This is a genomic window from Niveispirillum sp. FG156 (assembly GCF_057809555.1).
Genome location: NZ_JBMDKE010000014.1, coordinates 52,114 through 75,276 on the forward strand (window position 1 = coordinate 52,114; position 23,163 = coordinate 75,276).

The 23,163-nt window shown below is 64.9% G+C and carries 22 protein-coding genes and 1 tRNA gene; 6 read left to right on the top strand and 17 right to left on the bottom strand.

The genetic code is table 11. The features are described 5' to 3' along the window. Positions 1-9 precede the first annotated feature (9 nt). From ACODSP_RS10805 to ACODSP_RS10855, 11 genes are all read right to left on the bottom strand, one after another. Positions 10-1,965 (bottom strand): alpha/beta hydrolase family protein, encoded by a 1,956-nt coding sequence (locus ACODSP_RS10805; RefSeq protein WP_488965602.1) that lies wholly within the window; start codon positions 1,963-1,965, stop codon positions 10-12. 161 nt (positions 1,966-2,126) lie between these two features. Further along, complete coding sequence (locus ACODSP_RS10810; protein WP_488965603.1) at positions 2,127-4,061, bottom strand: alpha/beta hydrolase family protein; 1,935 nt, start codon at positions 4,059-4,061, stop codon at positions 2,127-2,129. A 94-nt stretch (positions 4,062-4,155) separates the two neighbouring features. After that, entirely contained in the window at positions 4,156-6,378 is a 2,223-nt protein-coding gene (locus ACODSP_RS10815; protein ID WP_488965604.1) for a primosomal protein N', read from the bottom strand. Then, a complete protein-coding gene (locus ACODSP_RS10820; protein WP_488965605.1) occupies positions 6,375-6,731 on the bottom strand; it encodes a type II toxin-antitoxin system RelE/ParE family toxin in 357 nt (118 codons plus the stop codon). Before ACODSP_RS10820 ends, ACODSP_RS10815 begins: the two co-directional genes overlap by 4 nt. Positions 6,732-6,737: 6 nt before the next feature. Further along, the gene (locus ACODSP_RS10825) at positions 6,738-7,031 is read right to left on the bottom strand and encodes a type II toxin-antitoxin system ParD family antitoxin (protein WP_488965606.1); all 294 of its coding nucleotides are present in this window, start codon (positions 7,029-7,031) and stop codon (positions 6,738-6,740) included. Between the two features lie 63 nt (positions 7,032-7,094). Beyond that, positions 7,095-8,339, bottom strand: coding sequence for a Bcr/CflA family multidrug efflux MFS transporter (locus tag ACODSP_RS10830; RefSeq protein WP_488965607.1), 1,245 nt, complete (start codon positions 8,337-8,339; stop codon positions 7,095-7,097). Positions 8,340-8,466: 127 nt separating this feature from the next. Beyond that, positions 8,467-9,009 carry an SRPBCC family protein gene (locus ACODSP_RS10835; protein ID WP_488965608.1) on the bottom strand — a complete coding sequence of 181 codons (543 nt, stop codon included), beginning with the start codon at positions 9,007-9,009 and terminating at the stop codon, positions 8,467-8,469. After that, positions 9,002-9,325, bottom strand: a complete 324-nt coding sequence (locus ACODSP_RS10840) for an ArsR/SmtB family transcription factor (RefSeq protein WP_488965609.1) — start codon at positions 9,323-9,325, stop codon at positions 9,002-9,004. Before ACODSP_RS10840 ends, ACODSP_RS10835 begins: the two co-directional genes overlap by 8 nt. A gap of 93 nt (positions 9,326-9,418) precedes the next feature. Beyond that, positions 9,419-9,895, bottom strand: a complete 477-nt coding sequence (locus tag ACODSP_RS10845; RefSeq protein ID WP_488965610.1) for a group I truncated hemoglobin — start codon at positions 9,893-9,895, stop codon at positions 9,419-9,421. A gap of 4 nt (positions 9,896-9,899) precedes the next feature. After that, positions 9,900-10,835, bottom strand: a complete 936-nt coding sequence (locus tag ACODSP_RS10850) for a DUF3034 family protein (protein WP_488965611.1) — start codon at positions 10,833-10,835, stop codon at positions 9,900-9,902. An 82-nt stretch (positions 10,836-10,917) separates the two neighbouring features. Continuing rightward, positions 10,918-11,268 (bottom strand): DUF1428 domain-containing protein, encoded by a 351-nt coding sequence (locus ACODSP_RS10855; RefSeq protein WP_488965612.1) that lies wholly within the window; start codon positions 11,266-11,268, stop codon positions 10,918-10,920. Between the two features lie 139 nt (positions 11,269-11,407). Here ACODSP_RS10855 and ACODSP_RS10860 point away from each other — a divergent pair, with 139 nt between their 5' ends. The 3 genes from ACODSP_RS10860 (at position 11,408) to thiE (ending at position 13,725) form a co-directional block, all read left to right on the top strand. Continuing rightward, positions 11,408-11,854, top strand: a complete 447-nt coding sequence (locus tag ACODSP_RS10860; protein ID WP_488965613.1) for a hypothetical protein — start codon at positions 11,408-11,410, stop codon at positions 11,852-11,854. Between the two features lie 122 nt (positions 11,855-11,976). Beyond that, positions 11,977-12,906: a class I fructose-bisphosphate aldolase gene (locus tag ACODSP_RS10865; RefSeq protein WP_488965614.1), complete on the top strand. Its 930-nt coding sequence runs from the start codon at positions 11,977-11,979 to the stop codon at positions 12,904-12,906. A 192-nt stretch (positions 12,907-13,098) separates the two neighbouring features. Further along, positions 13,099-13,725, top strand: coding sequence for a thiamine phosphate synthase (gene thiE / locus ACODSP_RS10870; protein WP_488965615.1), 627 nt, complete (start codon positions 13,099-13,101; stop codon positions 13,723-13,725). Between the two features lie 169 nt (positions 13,726-13,894). On the opposite strand, the gene ACODSP_RS10875 is transcribed toward thiE, so the two are convergent. Continuing rightward, positions 13,895-15,727: an ABC transporter transmembrane domain-containing protein gene (locus tag ACODSP_RS10875; protein ID WP_488965616.1), complete on the bottom strand. Its 1,833-nt coding sequence runs from the start codon at positions 15,725-15,727 to the stop codon at positions 13,895-13,897. Positions 15,728-15,893: 166 nt separating this feature from the next. Here ACODSP_RS10875 and rpmE point away from each other — a divergent pair, with 166 nt between their 5' ends. After that, positions 15,894-16,115, top strand: a complete 222-nt coding sequence (gene rpmE, locus ACODSP_RS10880; RefSeq protein ID WP_054166111.1) for a 50S ribosomal protein L31 — start codon at positions 15,894-15,896, stop codon at positions 16,113-16,115. Between the two features lie 235 nt (positions 16,116-16,350). Here the strand turns inward: rpmE and gor are convergent, their stop codons facing one another. The 4 genes from gor to ACODSP_RS10900 form a co-directional block, all read right to left on the bottom strand. Beyond that, positions 16,351-17,718, bottom strand: coding sequence for a glutathione-disulfide reductase (gor, locus tag ACODSP_RS10885; RefSeq protein WP_488965617.1), 1,368 nt, complete (start codon positions 17,716-17,718; stop codon positions 16,351-16,353). Between the two features lie 83 nt (positions 17,719-17,801). Then, on the bottom strand, positions 17,802-18,584 hold the full coding sequence (gene cysQ / locus ACODSP_RS10890; protein ID WP_488965618.1) for a 3'(2'),5'-bisphosphate nucleotidase CysQ: 783 nt from the start codon (positions 18,582-18,584) through the stop codon (positions 17,802-17,804). 13 nt (positions 18,585-18,597) lie between these two features. Beyond that, entirely contained in the window at positions 18,598-20,928 is a 2,331-nt protein-coding gene (locus ACODSP_RS10895; protein WP_488965619.1) for a xanthine dehydrogenase family protein molybdopterin-binding subunit, read from the bottom strand. A 68-nt stretch (positions 20,929-20,996) separates the two neighbouring features. Next, complete coding sequence (locus ACODSP_RS10900; protein WP_488965620.1) at positions 20,997-21,257, bottom strand: BrnA antitoxin family protein; 261 nt, start codon at positions 21,255-21,257, stop codon at positions 20,997-20,999. Between the two features lie 383 nt (positions 21,258-21,640). Between ACODSP_RS10900 and ACODSP_RS10905 the strand changes: the two genes are divergently transcribed. Both ACODSP_RS10905 and ACODSP_RS10910 read left to right on the top strand, forming a co-directional pair. Further along, positions 21,641-22,360 (top strand): SOS response-associated peptidase, encoded by a 720-nt coding sequence (locus tag ACODSP_RS10905; protein ID WP_488965621.1) that lies wholly within the window; start codon positions 21,641-21,643, stop codon positions 22,358-22,360. Continuing rightward, positions 22,357-22,893, top strand: coding sequence for a thermonuclease family protein (locus ACODSP_RS10910; protein WP_488965622.1), 537 nt, complete (start codon positions 22,357-22,359; stop codon positions 22,891-22,893). The genes ACODSP_RS10905 and ACODSP_RS10910 overlap by 4 nt, the downstream gene beginning before the upstream one ends. A gap of 120 nt (positions 22,894-23,013) precedes the next feature. Here ACODSP_RS10910 and ACODSP_RS10915 read toward each other — a convergent pair. Next, a tRNA-Val gene (locus tag ACODSP_RS10915) sits at positions 23,014-23,088 on the bottom strand. Between the last annotated feature and the right edge of the window lie 75 nt (positions 23,089-23,163).

Sequence of the window (23,163 nt, forward strand, 5' to 3'; positions counted from 1 at the left end):
CCGGCGGCCCTACCTTGCCGTCCCGATATGCGTTGCCAGGAACCGCTCCCAGGCTGAAAGGATCTTCGTCAACTGCTCCGTGCTGTTGGGCGAATGGTCCATATCCTCGATCAGGATGGTCTCCACGGGTCTGCCGGCCTTTTGAAGCGCCTTGTTCATATCGCGGCTGTGGAAGACAGGGGCCTGCACATCCAACTCCCCATGGATCAGCAGCACGGGAATTTTGATTTTCTCGGCGTGACGGGCGGGTGAGATGGCGATCTGGGCCTCTTCATCGGCATTGGGGTCCATGGCTTGATACAGGCCGGGGCGCAGGCCGCGCTTTACCTGATCATAGACGCGGACAAGGTTCGATACGGGGGCCGTGGCGACCGCGCACTTGAACAGGTCGGGTGTACGCACCGCCGACATCAGCGCGGAATAGCCGCCAAAGGACCAGCCCAGGATGCACATGCGCTTGGGATCGGCATAGCCCTGGCTGACGACCCAGCCGGCGGCGTCTGCGATATCGTCCTGCATCACCCCGTTCCATTGCTTGTCACCCGCGTCCTGAAAGGCGCGACCATAGCCGGTGGAGCCACGAAAATTAGGCTGAATGACGCCATAGCCACGGCTGGCCAGGAATTGCGACAGCACGTCGAAGGAGCCGGTGTCGCGGGCATAAGGCCCGCCATGGGGCATGACGATGAAGGGCAGGTTACGGTCCGGCAGCCCCCCGACCGGCAATGTCAGATAGCCCGGAATGCTGGTCCCGTCCCGCATGGGAATGCTGACGGGCCGGCGGGGCGCCACCAGCGCCTGGGGAATGAAGGGATAGGTGTCCCCGATCATATCGAAACGGTTCGTCGTCTTGTCAAACAGGCGGTAAATGGTGGGGGCGTCGGTGGCCAGGGAGGCAACCAGCGTCAGGCGGCCATCGACGGTCTGGTCGATGATGATTTCCCGGCTGCCGGGCACGGCCTTGTCGAGGACATCCTGCAGACGCTGGCGGCCTGGATCAAGCCAGCGAACCGCCTCCATGTCGTCCGTCCAGGCAAATCCCCGCATCGCCCCTTGCGACATCAGGGCACCGTCAACATCATAGGGGCCTTCATCCGACAGGCGCTTGCCGAACGCCTCCTTCTCCAGGTCGAACTCATACACGGCCATGCGGTCGCCATCATGGCTGGACGCCGCATACAGCGTCTGTCCGTCGCTGGAGAAACCCAGCAGTTCGAACCCCTGCTTATCGTCACCGGGTGGCTTTATGACCTTGTATTTGCCATCCTCCGTACGGCGCAGATAGGTGAAACGGTCCTCCGCCTCATCATAATCCACCGCAACGCGCGCCTTGCCGGTTGGATCGGGCAGATATTGCACAATGCCCGGCGTTACCGACTGCACATGCTCGCGCTGACCCGTATAGACATCAACCTTGACGATATCGGGATAGATCGACCGGGCCGCCGGATAAAGCGCCAGGATATGGCGGTCATCGATGAACTGCAGAACCGGCGTCGCCTTCATATAGTAAATGCTGGTCAGCGGCGGACGTTGCAGCAGGGCCACCTGGTTCGACATGTCATGGTTGATGGCGATCAACCGCGAAAACCGCAGGGGCTTACGCATTTCCCCCAGATGGGTATTGACCAGCACACGCTCCGTAAATTCCATACGCAGCAGCAGCCGTTCATTATTGACCCAGTCAAACCCACCGATCTCTGCGTTGGACGGCGCCAGGACGGAGGGTTGCTCGGCATTGTTGACGGGCAGATTGCGCACAAAAAGGTGCATCCGCCCGTTCGACGGCGCACGATAGGCGATACGCTTCCCGTCGGGGGACAGGTCGATATCCTGAAATTGCGGGCCGTTCGAGAAGGCGGCGACGGGGATTTCCCACGGATGCTGGGGTGACGCCTGCTGTGCCCCGGCAGACGGCGGCAAACAGAGCAGCAGACCCACAAGGCCAACAATCGCGCGCGCCATACACCCCTCCTTCGTGACATTCCCCCTGTCACGAAGGAAAGCGTAAAATAAGCCTAAAGATTGGTAAATCCATAAGTTGCATTCGGGGGATTATCGCTTGAGCCAGAGCCAGCAACCAGGACAAGAGATTAATCACAGGCGTATCGCCCGGCTCCAAATGATCACCCACCCAGATGGGTCTTCAGGAACTTCTCCCACGCCTCCAATACGGTCTTCATCTGGGCCGTGACGATGGGCGAATGGTCCATGCCCTTGATTTCTATATACTCGACCGGCTTTCCGGCCCGTTCCAGGGCGCGGCGCATGTCGCGGCTGTGGGCGACGGAGGCTTGATAGTCCAGATCACCATGCACCAGCAGGACCGGCACCTTGATCTTGTCGGCCTGATGATAGGGGGAGATGGGTTTCAGCGCGTCGGAGTTGTCGCCGAAATAGAGCCCGCGCGTGATGTTGCCATAGCCTGACGATTTCACCTCGTCATAGAGCCGTTCCAGATTGGCCACAGGCGCGGTTGCCACGGCGCATTTGAACAGGTCGGGCGTCTTCACCGCCGCCATCAGTGCCGCATAGCCGCCATAGGACCAGCCCAGGACGCACATGCGGTTGGGGTCGGCATAGCCCTGGGCAACGGCCCATTTGGTGGCATCGGTGACATCATCCTGCATCAGCCCGCCCCACTGCTTTTCACCCGCCTCGTTGAAGGCGGCGCCATAGCCGGTGGAGCCGCGGAAATTGGGCTGCAGGACGCCATAGCCGCGATTGGCCAGGAACTGCGCCATCACGTCGAACGTGCCGTCATCGCGGGAGAATGGCCCGCCATGGGGCATGATGATGAAGGGCAGGTTCCGGCCCTCCACCCCCACCGGCAGGATCAGATATCCGGGGATCTCCGTGCCGTCGGTGGCCTTGTAGGTGATGGGCTGGCGCTTGCTGACACTTTCCTGCGGAATTGCGGGATAGGTGTCACCGAACAAGGAGAACTCCTTGGTCCGGCGGTCAAACAGGCGATAAGTGGTCGGCGCGTTCAGGGCGAAGCTGGCGACCAGGATCAGGTTGCCGTCGGCCGCCGTGTCGATCACGATTTCCCGACTGTCGGGCAGCGCCTTGTCCAGCGCGTCCTGCAGCTTCTGAACGGCGGGGTCCAGCCATTGCCGGCGTGGCAGATCGTCCATCCAGGCGATGGCCACCACGGCGCCCCGCTGAATGATCGCGCTGTTCACATCGAAACGCGGATCACTGGCAACCTTCTCCCCCATCTGATCATTGGCCAGATCATATTTGTAGACGGCGGAACGGTCGCCCTCGTGCCGGGACGCCACGAACAGATTCTGACCCGACGCGTCAAAGCCCAGAATGCCGAAGCCGCCATCATCCTCCAGCACCTTGTTCTTCATCATCAGTTCGAAATCGCCACCCGCGACGCGGCGCAGGTACCGGCTTTCCAGCCTGCGGTCGTCATAGGTTTCCGCGATGCGGATTTCGCCCGTGGGGTCGGGAATATATTCGGTGACGTTCCGGATGGGGCGGCGCACGCGGGTAAAGGCCCCCGTGATCACGTTCAGCTTCACCACACCCGGCCACGGACCATCATCGGTGGGAAAGGCGGCCAGCACATATTCATCATCGATGAATTGCAGGATCGGCGTGTGCTGCAGGAAATAGCCATTGTCGGGCGGGCGCTGCAACAGCACCTTCATTTCCTTCAGATCGCGCGACATGGACACGGTGCGTGTAAAGCGCAGGGGCTTGCGACCGTCGCTGGTATTCATCTTCTCGGTTGTCAGGATGCGGACCAGCAGGCGTTCATTGCTGATCCAGTCGAAGCCGATGATCTCCGCATCCGACGGGCCGATGACGGCGGGCTTCTCACCCGGGGTCAGGGGTAGTTTGCGCACAACCAGATGCTGGCGGCCACCGACGGGGGCCAGGAAGGCGACATGGCTGCCGTCGGGCGACATGTCAACATCGGCCATCACGGGCTGGTGGGCGAAGAAATCCACCGGGATTTCGGGTACGGCCTCCGCCCGTGCGGCGCCACCATACAGCCCGACAAGCAGCGCACCGGCGAACCGGGCCGCACTCCACAATCCACGCATTCCCACTCCCCGCTTCTGTGGCGTTCCCCAACACCTGAACCGGGATGGAGCGTAGAATATTCCCCGCCGGGAGGTAAAGGGTCCCGCACACGCGCTAGAGGAAACTGTAAGGATCAATATCAACCTGCACACGTATGGATGCGGGCACCTCGACCCTGCTCAGCCAATCATAGAGGATAGGTTGCAATGACACCGTTTTCGGCCCCTTGATCAGCAACCGGCGGCGGTATCGCCCGCGCAGGATGGCCAGCGGGGCCGGTGCGGGGCCGAGAATCGTCAGATCCTCCCGGTCGCGCGGTGCGGCCCGGCCCAGGGCGGTGGCGATGGCGTCCACCGCCCCTTCATCCTCCCCCGACACGATCAGCGCCGCCATGCGGCCAAAGGGCGGCATCTCCAGCTGCCGGCGCTGATCGGCCTCCACCGCCAGGAAACTGTCGCGGTCATGGCTGGCCAGCGCCTGCATGACCGGGTTTTCCGGCATATAGGTTTGCAGCATGACCCGGCCGGGACGTTCCTCGCGCCCCGCCCGCCCCGCCACCTGATGCAGCAGCTGGAAGGTGCGTTCAGAGGCGCGCGGATCACCCCCAGCCAGCCCCAGATCGGCATCGACCACGCCGACCAGGGTCAGCATGGGGAAATGGTGGCCCTTGGCCATGACTTGGGTACCGATCAGCAGATCGACAGCACCCTCCTTCACCTGCTCAATCACCGCGCGCAAAGCCTGCGGCCCGGACAGGGTATCGGATGTCATCATGGCGATGCGGGCATCGGGGAACAGGCTTACCACCTCCTCCGCCACCCGCTCCACGCCGGGGCCGCAGGCGACAAAGCTGCCCTCCGCCTCGCATTCCGGGCAGGCATCGGGGCTTTTCGCCTGATACCCGCAATGATGGCATTGCAGGCGCCTGGTCAGCCGGTGTTCGACCAGCCACGCGGTACAGTTCGGGCATTGCAGCCGGTGGCCGCATCCCCGGCACAGGGTCAGCGGCGCATAGCCACGGCGGTTCAGGAACAGCATCCCCTGTTCGCCGGCCAGCATGGTCTGGGCCAGCGCCTCGCGCAGCACGGGCGACAGCCATTGTCTTGCCGGCGGCGCCTGTTCCTTGCGCCGCATATCGATCAGGGTGACGTCCGGCATGCTGGCCCCGCCATGGCGCGACGGCAGGTCGATGCGGCTGTACCGCCCCGTCTCGGCATTCACCAGCGTTTCCAGCGACGGGGTGGCCGATGCCAGGACGATGGGGAACCGGCCCAGATGGGCACGCGCCACCGCCATGTCGCGGGCATGATAGATGACGCCGTCTTCCTGCTTGAAGGCGGCTTCATGTTCCTCATCCACCACGATCAGGCCCAGATCGGGAAAGGGCAGGAACAGGGCCGACCGGGCGCCCACCACCACCCGCGCCTCCCCCTTGGCGACCGCGCGCCAGGTATGGCGACGCAGCGGCGGGGCCATTTCCGAATGCCATTCGGCGGGACGCACCCCGAACCGCTGCGCGAACCGGTCCAGCCATTGGGCCGACAGGGCAATTTCCGGCAGCAGGACCAGCGCCTGCTTGCCGGTGCGCAGGGCAGCGGCCACCGCCTCGAAATACACCTCTGTCTTGCCCGATCCGGTCACCCCGTCCAGCAGCGTGGCCGAATAGCCGCCCGCCGTCACCTTGGCCGACAGATCATCGGCGGCCAGACGCTGCGCCCCTGACAGGGTCTTGGGGCTGGCGTCCGGGTCGGGTCGGGGAAAGCGCGGCAGGGCCAGCATGGGCACACTGGTCAGCACACCCGCCTCCGCCAGCCCCCTGACCACCCCCGTTCCGCATCCCGCCTCCGCCGCCAGATCGGCGGCCAGACGCGGCGGCCCGTCGGACAAGATTTCCAGGATGCGCTTGCGGGCCGGCGTCAGGCGCAGGTCGTCCGGCACCGGCGCATCGCTGCGCATATAGGCGGTCAGGGCGCGCGGGTCCTCAAGTGCGGCGGACACCGACACCGCCATGCGCAGGACGGCCCCCACGGGCGACATCGTATAGGCCGCCACCCATTCCACGAAACGGCGTGCGATGTCCGGCATGGGGGGCAGATCGATAGCGCGCATGACGGGGCGCAACTTGCGCTCCTCCACCCGCTCTCCCGGCCCATCTCCATCGGCCCAGACCACACCGAATAGCCGGCGCGGCCCCAGCGGCACCTCCACATAGGAACCGGGCACCAGCGCCATGTCGCCGGGCACGCGGTAATCATAGGGTTCGGGCAGCGGCAAGGGCAGCTGCACCCGCACGCGCGCCGATGGCGCCGTCACCCCGGAAAGCAGATCACCGGTCAATTGTCGTTATCCACGTGGCGGCGGGGGTCCATGCGATCGTGTAGGACGCGCAGAATGTCGATCAGGCCCGGCTCCGCAACACGGTAATAGACGGCATGACGGGGACGCTGAACCCGTCCGTCAAGAAGCGTCGGCTTGGGACAATGGCGCAGATGGAACTGCATAAGCCCTTCTCCAAGGTCAGCACGCACAACGGCACCCGGCCTCCGGGGCTGCTCCGCCACTAACGTGAACGCCGTTTCCATGAGGCCGCGATAACGGCGGCGGGCCAGAGGGCCAAACATCTGATGGCTGTGGACCAGGATTTCCGCCACGTCGGAACGGGCGGCGGGTGCAAGACGGTATCGCGCCATCAGCTTTCACCGCACCGGCACAGTCACAGGCCGGTCAATCTCTGCTTCGATGCTGTCAAAGAAATCGGACAGGCCCTCCTCGTCAAACTCCAGATACTCGCCATTGGCGATCTGGGCATCCGCCACTTGGATAGCCGCGCGCAGCGCCTCCAGCTTGGCCTTGTCCGCCGCCTCCCGCCGTTCGATCAGGCGGATGCCTTCGCGCAGGACCTCGCTGGCATTCTGGTAGCGGCCGGAACGCACCAGTTCCTCGATCACCTTTTCGTGATGGTCGGTCAGGACGACATTGCGCGTGGGCATGGGGCACCTCCGTATCAGGCCCCATTCTCCCACAATTGGCAGATCATGCCAATGGAACCGGTCTTAGCGTTTCAGCAGTCGGTCGGACGCCAGCCCGGCCAGGGCGCAGCCGCACAGCACGGCGCACATGGGCAGCGGTGATCCACCGGTGGACAGCGCCCCCACGATGCCGCCCGCGACGGCACCGATGGTCAGCTGCAAGGCACCCGACAGCGACGATGCCGTACCCGCCATATGCGGAAAGGCGGCCAGCGACCCCGCCATACCGTTCGCCCCCACCAGGCCCAGCGCGCCCAGATAGAAGAACAGCGGAATGGCCACGCCGAAAATGCCGCCGATGCCGAACCCGCCGGTGATGATCAACACGGCGCCGATGCCGGCGGTGGCCAGGATGCCCCAGCCCATCATGCGATCCACACCGAACCGCAGGACCAGCCGGCTGTTCACGACATTGGCGATCATCAGGGCGATGACATTGACACTGAAAAGAAAGCCGAAATGTTCCGGCGCCACCCCGAAATATTCGATGTAAACGAAGGGCGTGCCGGAGATATAGGCGAACATCCCGGCAAATACGAAGCCCGACGACAGAGCATAGCCCATGAAACGCCGGTCGAGCAGCAATAGGGCATAGTTTGACAGCAGACTACCCGAGCGCGCGCCCACAGGCCGCCCCGTCTCCGTAACCGTCAGCAAGCCCAGCCCTGCCAGCAGCCCGAAAACACACAGGCACCAGAAGATGCCGCGCCAGCCCATATGATCCAGCACCTGCCCGCCCGCCAGCGGTGCCAGCATGGGGGCCACCGCCATGACCAACATCATCAGCGACATGACGGACGCGCCCCGGTCACGGTCGAAACTGTCGCGCACCATGGCCCGCGCGATGACGGGCGCCGCACAGGCCCCGACACCATGCAGGAACCGCCACGCCGTCAGCGACCAGATATCGGGCGCCAGGGCACAGCCGGCACTGGCCAGGATGAACAAAGCCACGCCAATCGCCGCCGGCCCCTTGCGGCCATAACGGTCGCCCAGCGGCCCCCACAGCAACTGTCCGGCGCCATAACCGATCAGGAAAATCGACAGGGTCATCTGCACCGCCGCCTGATCGGCATGCAGATCGGCGCCGATGGATGGCAGGGCCGGCAGATACATGTCGATGGCCATCGGCCCGAACATGGTCAGGAAGCCCATGACCACCACAAACCATGTAAAGCTGGTGCCAGGCGGCAATCCGCCGCCAAGGGCAAGGGCTTGGCCACCCGCCGCCTGTTCGGTGGGAATATTCCCGATGTCACCGCTGCGCATGATGTGCTGTTCCTGAACCGATCACCCGGTTGGTACCGGGCGGTGCATTAATTAAAGCACCGCCCGCCGCACTGCACATCAAGCCTGTCCCGATGGCAGCCGCCCACCCACCGCATGGCGCGACCCCTCAACCCCGCCCACCAAGCATGCGGTCGTATTCAGCCTCCAGCGCCGTATGCCGGGTCCAGAAGCCAGGGGCCAGCCGCCCCTCCAACTGCGCGGACAGGATTTCCAAATGCGTGTGCCAGCCGCCGGCCACGCTGATCATCATGCCATGCCCGTCCAGGCGGCGATGGGTCAGGGTCAGGCGGACCTTGTCCCCCACGGGTGACAATTCGATTGTCACCTCCGACGGCTGGTTCTCCTCCGCCCAGGTGAAGGACAGCAGCCGCCCCGGTTCCCAGGCCAGGATGCGGCCATGGGTGGAGACGCCGTCCTGGCAATTATCCTGATATTTAGCCGGGATGTCGGTATCGCCCGGCCCCAGCTTGGTATTGTGAAATTCCAGGCGGAAGGGGGCGCCCACCCTGCCCTGCATCTCCCCGAAGGCCAGCCAGCGTCCCCGCTTCTCGCTGTCGGTCAGGAAGGACCAGACCTTCTCCACCGGCCCCGGCAGCAGCCGTTCAAACCGCACGGCACCCGCCTCTGTCACCACGCCAAAATCACTCATCTCCCTGATCCTCCAGCAGTGCCTGTTCCAGCGCATCCAGCCGCGACGCCCAGAAGCCGCGCACCCGCGCGATCCAGGCATCCATCGCGTCCAGCCCCGCCGGGTCCAGGCTGTAGATGCGGCGCTGCCCCTCCACCCGCACCCGCACCAGTTCCGCTTCGCGCAGCACCTTCAGATGCTGGGACACGGCAGGGGCGCTGATGCCACCCTGGGCCTGAAGCCGGCTGACGATATCCCCGGCGGCAAGGGCGCGCGGCCCCAGCATTTCCAGGATCGAACGGCGCGTCGGGTCGGCAAGGGCGGTGAAGCTGTCCATGGGATAATATTTCTGTATTTACTTAATTAAGTCAAAGCAAAAGTAATTGGCCCGAAAAATGGCGCCACCCCCACCGGGAACGGCGCCATCATCTCATTCCGGCTTGGGCGGCGGTGCCAGGGGGGCAACCGGCAGGCCCGTACGCTCGGCATTGTGCATGACGTCGCGGGCCATGGGCGCCAGCCTGGCCAGCAGCTTGTTCTGCGCCCAGAACGGCACGTTATTTTTGATCATCGCCTCCTGCAGAAGCTCCACCAGCCGGTTGAAATGCTCCCGCCGGATTTCGAACCGCATATGGGATTGCTGCATGGTCTGGCCGGTATAGGTGCAGGGGCCGGACAGTTCGGCGCAGAACTGCTCCGCCAGCATCTTTTGCAGCCGATCCGGGTTGCTGTCCTTGAAGAAGGTGCCGATCTTGGCATCAGCGACCAAACGCGCCACCAGGTCGGCGGACACACGGTCGATCCCCGCCTTGCCGCCAAAGGCGTCGAAGGCGGCGGTGTCGGCGGCCAGGGCCGGGGTGGAAACCGCCAGAAGCCCGGCCAGCAGCAGGTGTTTCAGGTTTGCCATGGCGTCAGAACCCCACTTGCAGCGAAAGATACAGCGCCTTCTGCTTGTCCCGGATGGCAACGGTGCCCAGGTCGGCATAGGCGACGGTCAGGGAGACGTTCTTTGTCGGCACCCAGGCCACGAACACATCAACCCAGTCGCTTTCCTTGACGATGGCCAGATTGTCCGGCTTTGACCGGTACTCTACCCCGACCAGCAAGTTGCGGTTGATCAGGTACCCCACGCTGCCTTCGACCATGGGTTCATAGCCATTGCTGGTGCCGCCGAAGCCCAGAATGCCGATCTCGTTGGCCTTGGTCATGCGGACGGTACCGTTCAGCAGCAGGCTATATTCCAGCAGCAGCTTGGTGGCCGAGACATAGAAGTCCGTGCCATTGCCGCTGCGGGCACCAATGGCCTTCAACAGGCTGTCGCGTTCATTGTCCTTGTACTGGATACCGGCGGATACCTGCGGGACCCAGCTATCCTGGTCGATGATGGCGTCGCCGAACAGCCGCACCTTGGCGCCCAGCACCGTCTGTCGGAACTCATACCCCTTGCCAAGACCCAGGGCGGCGCCCACCTGGCGCGTGTCGAAGACATGCTTGGCCGCCGACAGTTCGACCCGGTCGAACAGGCCGATGGCGCCGCCATAGGCGGTCAGGCGGTAATCATCGGCATAGACCTTGGTCAGGAAGGCATTAGCCCCCACCTGATCATCGGTTCCGTACCCGGTGATGACGGCCCAGGGCGTCAGGCCGCCACCGCCCGCCCCTTCCACCTGCGTCACGCCACCGGTCGCCAGCAGCTTGCCGCCCATATTCTCCCGCGGCGCCGGTTCCAGGGCGCGCGGACGCACCGTCGCCGTCTTGGTGGGCTTTCCAACCACGATCTGCGCCGCCGCCTGCCCGGCCAACGCCATGGCCATGACACCGGCCAGCAATCCCACACCCCGGACCATGCCGCCCCCCCTTGCTTGCCCTTCTCTCCACATCAGGAGGTAGAACGAACAGGGCGGCAGGTCCAGGGGCCGGGCAATATACTTAAGCGACCACCAGCGTCGTGAAACCGCCGAAGAACATGCGCTTGGTGTCAAACGGCGCAGAGCCGACATCGCATTGCATGCGCGGATCGGCCATGACCTTGGCATTGCAGGCATCCCGCACCTCGCGGGATGGATAGGTGATCCAGGCCAGGATCACGATCTCATCTTCCGTGGCCAGAACCGATCGGGGGAACGACGTCACCTCACCATAGGGAACATCATCGGCGACGCATTCGACATAGGAGAGGGCCCCATGCTCCATCCAGACCTGGGACGCCAGCGTCGCCAGTTCCTTATAGGCATCGATCTTATCCTTCGGCACGGGCAACACGAAGCCATCGACATACATAGGATTCCTCCCTCAGCATTGATTAACCATGCTCCAAGGACGATGGTGCCCTGCCCTTCCCGACAGGGGCAGCGATTTTTTTTGCATCCTCCGCGGCAATGTCCTTTCCTGAACGCATCGCCACCCGCGGAACGACCCTATGACACCGCCCGACATCGATTGGTCACAGACCCCCGCCATCCGTGTGGACGGGCTGGAGGCCGGTCGCATGGTGCTGGAGATCGCGGACGGGCGGCCCGTGCGGCTGGTTTCGCATCCCGGCATCACAGGTCTGGCCGGGGCCGGCTGGTGGGCGGGGCTGCAGAACGCATGGGGTAATATTGCAACCGGCCCCTTCCTGGCCGTGCTGGATTGTGCCGATCTGCCGGGTCTGGTGCTGGGGGCATTGCGCGCCGGCTGCACCGACATCGCCATTTCGCCCGGACCTGGAATCGGTGACAGCGTTGACACGCGCCTGACATCGTTGACAGAGGCGCATAGCGCCCGCCTTCACCGCCTGTCCCAGCCTGTGACAGAGGTGTGCTGGCGGCGCAACCGTGGTGCCACCCTACGGCAACACCTGACCCAAGTCCTTGATTTCAAATAAATGTAACGGAATTTCAGAGATTACCCCGTAACGCCGTCACGTTGCTTTACACCCGCCTGTGGGATATCAAACCCGCACCGACATAGGGGCCGCCGGCCCGCAGAAATGGCAGGAAAACGAAGATGAAGCTGACCCGCCGCGTTAAGGAAATCCTTTCCTGGTATGAGAGCGACAATCCCGGCACCAAGGCCAATCTCGCCCGCATCCTGATGGAAGGCCGCCTGGGCGGCACCGGCAAGCTGGTGATCCTGCCCGTCGACCAGGGTTTCGAACATGGGCCGGCCCGCAGCTTTGCCATGAACCCAGCCGCCTATGACCCGCATTACCATTTCCAGCTGGCCATTGATGCCGGCCTGTCGGCCTATGCCGCCCCGCTGGGCCCGCTGGAAGCCGGTGCTGCCACCTTCGCCGGCTCCATCCCGCTGATCCTCAAGATGAACAGCGCCAACAGCCTGTCGCGTCAGAAGGAAAATGCCGATCAGGCCGTGACCGCCAGCGTCGACGACGCGCTGCGCCTCGGCTGTTCTGCCATCGGCTTCACCATCTATCCCGGCTCTGACGCCATGTTCGGCCAGTATGAGGAAATCCGCGAGCTGTCGCGGGAGGCGAAGTCCAAGGGCATCGCCACCGTCATCTGGTCCTACCCGCGCGGCGGCGACATCTCCAAGAAGGGTGAGCTGGCGCTGGACGTCGACGCGTACGCCGCCCACATGGCCGCCTTGCTGGGCGCCCACATCATCAAGGTCAAGCTGCCGACCGCCGACCTGGAACAGGACGAGGCGCGCAAGATCTATGAAAAGCACGCTATCCCGCGCGAGACCCTGGCCGACCGCGTGAAGCACGTCACCCAGGCCTGCTTCAACGGTCGCCGCATCGTCGTCTTCTCCGGCGGTGCTGCCAAGGGCGAGGATGCGGTGTATGAGGATGCCCGCGCCATCCGCGACGGCGGCGGCAACGGCTCCATCATCGGCCGCAACGCCTTCCAGCGTAGCCGCGAAGACGCTCTGGCCCTGCTGGACAAGCTGGTGCGCATCTACCAGAACAAGGAATAAGGGTTTTAGCCTTGTTCCCTCAGGCGCCGGGCGCCGCCATCCGGCGGCTTGGCTCACGCCGCACGTGCGGCGCCGCGCCGGTCGGCGCGGATAGCAAGGGTCAACAGGCTTGACCCTTGCTATATAGGTCCAGTTCGGGGTCCGGCGTGGTTCTCCATGCCGGACCCTTTCTGTTTCGCCTCAGAGAAAACCATGTCCGACTGCCGCCTCTACCTGATCACCCCGCCCAAGATCGATCTTTCCACCTTCCCGACCCTGCTGGCCTCGGCGCTGGATGCGGGTGACGTGGCCTGCGTGCAGTTGCGGCTGAAGGATGTGGGCGATGATGTTGTGCGCCGCGCCATAGACGCGCTGCGCCCCGTGGTGCAGGGCCGCGAGGTGGCCCTGATCCTGAACGACCGGCCCGACCTGGCGGCATCCGGCGGCTGTGACGGTGTGCATGTCGGGCAGGAGGATACCCCCTATGCCCAGGCGCGCAAGATCATGGGCCGCGACGCTATTGTCGGCGTCACCTGCCATGACAGCCGGCATCTGGCCATGGTGGCCGGTGAGGATGGGGCCGACTACGTCGCCTTCGGGGCCTTCTTCGAGACGGCCACCAAGGACCCCAAGGCGCGGGCCGAGCCGGAGATCCTGTCCTGGTGGCAGGAGATGATGGAAGTGCCCTGCGTCGCCATCGGCGGCATCACGGTGGAAAACTGCGCCGTGCTGGTCGATGCCGGTGCCGACTTCCTGGCCGTCAGCGGCGGGGTCTGGAACCATCCTGATGGTGCAGCTGCCGCCGTGAAGGCGTTCAACAAGGTGATCGCAGGGGCGTGAGGGTCCGGGGCGTCGCTCCCTCACCCTCCCATCGGCTGACGCCGACGGGCCCCTCCCTCTCCCGCAAGCGGGCGAGGGGCGAAAACTTTACCCCTCGCCCACGAACGTGGGAGAGGGAGGGGCCCAAGCCCGCCAGGGCTTGGGAGGGTGAGGGAACCACGCCCCCCCCTCATGCGAACTGCAACGCCGCCAGCCGCGCATACAGCCCCTCCTGGCGCAGCAACTCCTCATGCGTCCCCTCCTCCACCACCTTGCCCCCGTCCAGCACGACGATGCGGTCGGCATTGACGACGGTGGCCAGCCGGTGGGCGATGATCAGGGTGGTGCGGTCCTTCATCAGGGTTTCCAGCGCCTCCTGCACCACCCGCTCGCTTTCGGCATCCAGCGCCGAGGTAGCTTCATCCAGCAGCAGCACGGGTGCATCGCGCAGGATGGCGCGGGCAATCGCGATGCGTTGGCGCTGCCCGCCCGACAGGCGCACACCCTTTTCGCCCAGGAACGTGTCGAACCCTTCCGGCATCGCCTCAATGAACTCCAGCGCATGGGCAGCCGTGGCGGCGGCCCGCACCTCGGCATCGCTGGCCTCTGGGCGGCCATAGCGGATATTCTCCATGGCGCTGGCGGAGAAGATCACCGAATCCTGCTGCACGATGCCGATGCGTGACCGCAGGTCGGCCGGCGCGGCCTGGGCGATATCCACCCCATCCAACCGCACGGAACCAAGCTGCGGATCATAGAATCGCAGCAGCAGCTGGAAGATCGTCGTCTTGCCGGCCCCCGACGGCCCGACCAGGGCCACGCGCTCCCCCGGACGCACGGTCAAGGTCAGCCCGTCCAGGGCGCTATCCTTGGGCCGCGAGGGGTAGTTGAAGCGCACCCCGTCAAACCGCACCTCCCCCTTCGTGGGTGTGGGCAGGGGCAGCGGATGGGCCGGTGCCCGGATATCCGGCACCTTGGACAGAAGGTCGAACAGCCGTTCCGTGGCCCCGGCGGCATTGGCCAGATCGCTGGCCACCTCTGACAGGGCACCCACGGCGCCCGCCACCATGACGGCATAGAAGATGAAGGCCGACAACTGCCCGCCGCTGATCCGTCCGGCAATCACGTCATGCCCACCGATCCACAGGACGGTACCGATGGCCCCGAATACCAGCATGATGACCAGCATGGTCAGCCAGGACCGCGCCTTGATCCGGCGTAGCGAGACCTTGACCGTATCCTCCACCGACACGGCAAACCGGTCGATCTCCAGCGGTTCACGCCCAAAGGCCTGCACCGTGCGGATACCGCCCAGCACCTCATCCACGCGCGTGCCGATAGTGGCGACGGCATCCTGGCTGGCGCGTGACAGGGTGCGGACCTTGCGCCCGAAGATCACGATGGGCGCCACCACCAGCGGCACCACCAGCAGCACCAGACCCGTCAGTTTCGGGCTGGTCAGCATCAGCAGGGCCAGACCGCCCACCAGCATCAGGGAATTGCGCAGCGCGATGGACACGCTGGTGCCGATCACCTGTTGCAGCAGGGTGGTGTCGGTGGTCAGGCGCGACAGGATCTCGCCCGTCTTCGTCGTCTCGAAAAAGGCGGGCGACATGGTGACCAGATGGTCGAACACCTTGCGCCTGATATCGGCCACCACCCGCTCCCCGATCCAGGAGACAAGGTAGAATCGGCTGAAGGTGGAGACGCCCAGAAGCACGATCACGACCAGCAGGACCAGCAGCGCCTGGTTCAGCAGGTCGGCATTGCCCGCCGCGAATCCATGATCGACCAGCGCCTTCAAGCCCTGGCCCAGGCCCAGAACGGTCCCCGCCGCCACCACAAGCGCCGCCGTGGCCCCCGCAATCCGGGCGCGATAGGGCTTCAAAAACGGCCAAAGCATGCGCAAAGGCTTCAAATCGCGGCGCTGGCGGCCTTCGGGGGCGGTACGGTCGGCGCTGCTGTCACGAAAGACCAAGGAAGTTGCTCCGCAAGTGAGAAAGCGGGTGGAAATCGACGCCATCCCGTGGTAACCGCATGGCCGCGTCAGGGCAATAACAACGCCCCGTTGACATAGCTGCCGCGCCGAATGTGATCAGCCCAGCCTTGCATCCTTGCAGGGTTGGATGGGGTTGCCTTAACCCCGGGCTTTGTATATAAGCGCGGCTTCGATTTAGGGACTGCCGACCATGAAGCCTGATATCCACCCCGCCTACCACGAGATCACCGTTGTCATGACCGACGGTACCTCTTTCAAGACCCGCACCACCATGGGCAAGGCCGGCGACACGCTGCGTCTGGACATCGATCCGAAGTCCCACCCGGCCTGGACGGGCGTGCAGAAGCTGCTGGACACCGGCGGCCAGATCGCCAAGTTCAACAAGCGCTTCCAGAGCTTCGGCCTGAAGTAAGCAGCTTGGCCGCAAGGCAAACGAAAAGCGCCGCCGGGGCATCCTGGCGGCGCTTTTTGTGTTTGCGGTTTTGTGGGACGTGGTTCCCTCACCCTCCCACGCCTTCCGGCGCGGGCCCCTCCCTCTCCCGCAAGCGGGCGAGGGGCAAAATCCTCATCCCTCGCCCACGAACGTGGGAGAGGGAGGGGCCCGAACGCGCCAGCGTTTGGGAGGGTGAGGGAACGACAGTGCCGGCTCAAACCGCGTCAGGCACCTTCGTCCGCATCGTCACAAACTCCTCCGCCGCGGTCGGGTGCAGGCCGATGGTGTTGTCGAAGACCTGCTTGGTGGCCCCGGCATTCATGGCCACCGCGATGCCCTGGATCATTTCCGGCGTGTCGGTGCCCACCATATGGCAGCCCACCACCTTCTGCGTGGCGCGGTCCACCACCAGCTTCATGAAGGTGCGCTGATCACGGCCCGAGAGCTGATGGCGCATCGGCTTGAAATTGGTGCGGTAGATATCCACGCCGCCGGGCAGGGTCGCGCGGGCCTGTTCTTCCGTAATGCCCACGGTGGCCACGGGCGGGATGGAGAAGACGGCGGTGGGGATATTGTCGTAATTCACATCGCGCGGGCGGTTGCCATACAGGCGGTCGGCCAGCACATGCCCCTCCGCCAGGGCCACCGGCGTCAGGTTCACGCGGTTGGTGACATCGCCCAGGGCATAGATGGACGGCACCGACGTCTGATACTGGTCATTGACCTTGATGGCGCCGGCCTTGTCGGTTTCCACACCCACATTCTCCAGCCCCAAACCATAGGACATGGGCTTGCGCCCGATGGCATAGACCACCGCGTCGCATTCCAGCACGGTCCCGTCCGACAGATGCGCGATCAGGCCGCCAGCAACCTTTTCAATGCGGGTGATGATGGTGTTCAGCTTCAGGTCGATGCCGGCCTTGCGCACCTCATCCGCCACGAAGTCGCGCACATCCGTGTCGAATCCGCGCAGGATCTGGCCGCCCCGGTAAAGCTGCGTCACCTGCGCGCCCAGGCCCTTGAACAGGCTGGCGAACTCCAGCGCGATATAGCCGCCACCGGCCACCACCACACGGCGCGGGAAGGTCTTCAGATAGAAGACCTCGTTCGACGTGATGCCATATTCCTTGGCACCCGGTTCGGACGGCAGTTCCGGCCAGCCGCCGGTGGCGATCAGGATACGTTCCGCCGTCACGCGGCTGCCATTCACCTCCACCGTATGGGCGTCCACGATGGTGGCGCGGCCCTCATAGATGGTGACGCCGGCCCCGTCCAGAAGGCGGCGATAGATGCCGTTCAGGCGGTTAATCTCCGTATCCTTGGCGGCGATCAGGGCGTTCCAGTCATGGCGGACATTCTCCACGGTCCAGCCGAAGCCGGCGGCATCGGCAAAGGCCTGGCCATATTCGGCACCATAGACCAGCAGCTTTTTCGGCACACAACCGACATTGACGCAGGTGCCGCCGAAATAGCGTTCCTCCGCCACCGCCACCCGCGCCCCATGCCCCGCCGCAATCCGCGACGCCCGCACCCCGCCAGAGCCGGCGCCGATGGTGAACAGGTCGAAATCATACTGGGACATGGGGAAGGTTCCTGTGGATGAAAGGGTCAGGTCATATGTAGGCGCGATGGGACATCAGCGATGTGACGGGGATCGCATCCCCGTCATGCCCCGCCCCAGGCCACGAAATGCGGGTTCAGGAAGGTCGGCGCCTTGCCATAGGGGAACGGCTCGCCATCCAGCAGGGTCAGCGATCCGCCCGCCCCGATCAGGACGGCATGGCCCGCCGCGATATCCCATTCACAGGTGGGGCCCAGGCGGGGATAGACATCGCCCACCCCTTCGGCCACACGGGCGAATTTAAGGGAGCTGCCCGCCGCCACCCGGTTTGCCACGCGCCGGCCCGTCAGGAATTCATCCACCGCCGCATTGTCGGCATGGCTGCGCGACGTGAGGACGGTCAGGCCCACCGCCGGCACTGCGCGCACCTGGATCGGTTCATCCTTCTGCCCCGCCCCCCCGCGCACGGCGGTGCCGGGACCGGCGGCGGCATAGATTGTGCCGCCAACGGGCAACATGACCACGCCCAGCGCCGGTTCGCCCCCCTGGATCAGGGCGATATTCACTGTGAACTCGCCATTGCGCTTGATGAATTCCTTGGTCCCGTCCAGCGGATCGACCAGCCAGAAGGTGCCGGCGCTGATATCGGGGATGCGGCCCGCCGACACCTCCTCCTCCGTTACCACGGGGATATCGGGGGTCAGTTGGCGCAATGCTGCCAGGATGATGGCATCGGCATCATTGTCGGCGGCGGTGACGGGGCTGCCATCGGCCTTCGCGGTTGCCTCCGCCCCCGCCTCATAATGGCGAAGGATGGCGGCGGAGGCCTGTTCGGCGGCGGTACGGACGGTGGGCAGCAGGGCCGCCAGTTCTTCGGAAGACAGCATTCTCAAACTCTCGTCACGCCGCCTGCGCGGCCTTGCTTGAATGGATCAGACGCCACAGCACGGGCGCCGTGGCGGGCATATCGACATGGGTGACGCCCTGGTCGGCCAGGGCATCAACCAGGGCATTGATGATGGCGGGACAGGCACCGATGGCGCCTGCCTCCCCCGCCCCTTTCAGGCCCAGGGGGTTGGTGGTGCAGGGCACAGGCCGCAGGGAGAAATCGATCATGGGCAGATGATCGGCGCGCGGCATGGCGTAATCCATGAAGGACCCGGTCAGCAACTGCCCCGACTCAGTATCAAAGCGGATCAGTTCCAGCAGCGCCTGCCCCATCCCCTGTGCGATACCGCCATGCACCTGCCCTTCCAGCAACAGCGGGTTCAGCACCGTGCCGAAATCATCCACCACGGTGTAACGCTCGATACGCGGCACGCCGGTATCGATCTCGACCGAGATTTCAACGACATGCGTGCCATTGGGGAAGGTGTTGGACGGCGGGCTGTACGTGCCCTTGCCCCGGAAGACATTGCCGTCTGAATCGGGCGTGGCCGCTGCCGCCACCTCCGTGAAGGGAACGAAGCGGTTGGAGCCGGCAACGGCAAAGCCCCCGCCCTCCCCCGTCACCTCAAACCGCAGCGCATCCGCATCGGCCTCCAGCAGCTTTGCCGCCACGGGCCGGGCTTGGCTGATCACGTCAGCCGCCCCGTCGCGCACGGCGGCACCGCCCGTGGGGATGGAGCGCGACCCGCCGGTGCCGCCGCCGGTCTTCACGCGCTGGCTGTCGCCCTGCACCATGGCAATGGCGTCGGGCGCAATGCCCAGAACCTCGGCGATGACCTGTTTGTACGCCGTTTCATGCCCCTGCCCGTTCGATTGCGTGCCGATCAGCAGCAGGACGGACCCGTCCGGCTTCACCAGCAGTTCCGCCGCCTCCGGCGCGCCGCCGGAACAGGCCTCGATATAGGTGGCGATGCCCAGGCCCAGCAGGCATCCCTGCTCCCGCGCCTTAGCCCGGCGCGCGGCGAACCCGGCCCGGTCGGCACGTTCCAGCGCGGCATCCAAGGTGGCCGCGAAATCACCGCTGTCATAGACATGACCCATCGGCGTGCGATAGGGCATGGCGGCGGGCGGGATGATGTTCAGCCGGCGGAAGGCGGCGGGGTCCTGCCCGATCTCCCGCGCCGCCTTGTCGATCAGCCGTTCCACCAGATATGCCGCCTCCGGCCGTCCCGCCCCGCGATAGGCGTCCACGGGTTGCGTATGCGTATAGACACCGCGAACGCGGGCATAGATGGCCGGGATCGTATAGACGCCCGACAGCATCTTGGTCTGGCCATCGGTCTGGATATAGGTGGCGTAGTTCGATAGATATGCCCCCATATTGGCGATGATGTCGGCGCGCAGACCCAGGATGCGGCCATCGGCGTCCAGCGCCAGTTCGGCCACGCTGACATTGTCGCGGCCATGATCATCGGACAGGAATGCCTCCGCCCGGCTGCTGGTCCACGCCACCGGCGCGCCTAGTTTCCGCGCCGCAAAGCAGGCCAGCACATATTCGGGATAGCAGAACAGCTTCATCCCGAATCCGCCCCCCACCTCATGCGTCAGCACATGGAACCGGGCCGGGTCCTCGCCAAACACACCGGCCAGCATGTCGCGCATGTCATGCACGCCCTGACTGCCCACGGTCAGGCGGGTGACATCGGCCCCGGCATCATGGTCGGCCAGACAGGCCCGGCCTTCCAGCGGGTTGGCCGACAGGCGATTATTGATCAGATCCAGACGGACCACGCGCGCCGCCCTGGCAAAGGCATCGTCCGTCGCCGTCCGGTTCCCCTTTTCCCAGTCATAGGCGAGGTTGGCGGGCACATCGCCATGCACCTGGGCCGGGTGGGTCAGGGCGGCGGCGGTATCGGCCACGGCATCCAGCATGTCGTAATCGACCATCACCGCATCGGCGGCGTCCATCGCCTCATACAGGCTGTCGGCCACGATGAAGGCCACAGGCTCGCCCACATGGCGCACAAAGCCATCGGCCAGGACGGGCCGGTGCTTCATATGCAGCGTGGTGCCCGCGCGCACGCGCAACGGCACAACGCAGGGGATATCCTTGATACCCGCCTGTTTCAGGTCGGCGGCGGTGAAGATCGCGTGGATGCCGGGCATGGATGCGGCATCGGCGGTATCGATGGACAGAATGGCGGCATGGGCATGCGGGCTGCGCAGGACATAGCCGACCTTCTGGCCGGGCACCCGCACATCATCCGTATAACGCCCGGTGCCGCGCAGCAGCCTTGTATCTTCACTGCGGGTGACGGGTTGTCCGATACCGAACTTGGTCATGGGCGAACGCTCCTGGCCGAAGGATCGCCCGATCATAGGGGATGGCGCGGCGGGAGCAACCTTCCCGCTCACTCCCCATCATCATGGTCGGCCATATAGGCGCGCAGGGCAGCGTTGATGCGGGCCTGCATGGCCCGGTCGCCCCCGCCATGACGGCGGAACCAGTCGACCAGATCACCATCCAGCCGCAAACTCACCTCCCGCCGGTCCACACCGCGCGGGCGGCGCACCTGCCACAGGCTGGCCGCATTGACCGTTTCGGGCCGGTCCAGACCCAGCAAGGCCGCCCGTTCGGCGGGTGTGATCAGCATTCCGCTTGGCCATGACATGTGCGTCCTCCTGCCGGCACCATTGCCGGCCTGTTCGTGCCCCTGTCGCCCCAACGGAAAAGATAAGGGAAGGTTCCGGGTCTGCCCTGTGACTTCACGGTGACCAATCCTTCACGGTTCATATTGGAAACACCTGTCGGGCGGACAAGGGGGCAAAGGTGTTATCCCAATGGGCATTGTCCATGCCCATTGGAGGCCGGCGACCGCCGGCCCGGGCACTCATGTGCGCGTAAGCCAAGCCGCCGGATGGCGGCGCCCGGCGCGTGAGGGAAAACGCAAATACCAAGAGTCATGATCCATGGCTCTTGGTGTTAACCCCGCTTCCGGGCGGGCGCCGGGGCCTGTAGACTGATGCGCGGGAACAAAAGGGGTGATGGAAGGGCATGTGCGGACGGTTTGTGCAGAAGGACCTGAAGGATCTGGCCGACGCGTTTGACGCGCGGCTGCGCCATGACCTGCCACCCCGGATGCTGGACCCGCGCTTCAACATCGCGCCCACGGCGGAAATCGGCGTCATCGGGCTGGACCGCGCCGGTACCCGCATGGTAACCGCCATGCGCTGGGGTCTGGTCCCATCCTGGGCCAATGATGCCACGGGTGCCGCGCGCATGATCAATGCCCGCAGCGAAAGCGCCGCCGACAAGCCCAGCTTTCGCGATGCGTGGCAGAAGCGGCGGGCCGTGATCCCCGCCGACGGCTTCTATGAATGGCCGCAGACCGGCGACCGCAAGCAGCCCTGGTACGTGTCCCGTGCCGATGGCCGCCCCATGGGGTTCGCCGCCTTGTGGGATATCTGGCGCGGGGGGGAGGATGGGCCGCTCTTCACCTGTTGCATCCTGACCGCGCCCGCCAATGACGAACTGGGCCGTATCCATGAACGCACGCCCGTGATGCTGATGGATGATGCCGCCATGGATGCTTGGCTGTCACCCGACACGCCGGAGATTGCGCGCCATGGAATGATGCGGGCACCGGCGGCGGGTGCGCTGGTCCTGCGGCCCGTCACGCCGCTGGTCAATGCCGTGCGCAACGACAATGCCGATCTTCTGGCCCCGTATCAGCAGGGTGCCACCCCCGCGCCCGCCATGGGAAGCCTGCTGTGAGGGGCGCTGCGGCCCTGCTGCTGGCCCTGGCTCTGGCCCCCGCCGCCCTGGCCCAGGCGGACAAGACGCCTGTGAAGGGGCCGGGGGCCGCCAAGGAGGGCGATCTGGTCACCGTGAAAGGACAGGAATTCCGCCTGTTCGGCATCGACGCGCCCGATAAGGGCCAGACCTGCGAGAATGTGCGCGGGCAGCAATATGATTGCCATGCGCTCGCCACCCGCATCCTCAGCCTGCTGATCAATAACCGCGAGATCGAATGCACCCCGCGCGGCCAGTCCCCCGCCGCAGGGCCGAAACTGGCCATCTGCCGGGCCGAAAATGGCGACGATCTGGCCTATGCCATGGTCGAACGCGGCATGGCGCTGGCCTACCGCCCTTTGAGCTTTGACTATGTCGGCATCGAAGCCCGCGCCATCTCCTTCCGCCGTGGCCTGTGGGGCGGCCGGGTGGAGCCACCCTGGCTGTGGCGGTCGCGGCAAACCGAACAGAAGCTGGACGAGATGCGCAAGCCGAAGAAGGCGGGGGGGCAATGAGTTATTTTTGCTGGGTAGCCAACATGAGGTCGTGAATCTCGGCTGGCCCGCCCAACCCCTTGGCCCCAAACACAAAAAGCCCCCGGCTTGTGGCCAGGGGCTTTTTGAGGAACCGGAGGATGGTGGGCGCGGCAGGGATTGAACCTGCGACCCCCGCCGTGTGAAGGCGATGCTCTCCCGCTGAGCTACGCGCCCATCCGTCGTCGGTGGAGCGGGGTTGTAGGGGGTCGGCGGCGACCTGTCAAAGGGAAAAAGCGATGAGCACCGGAA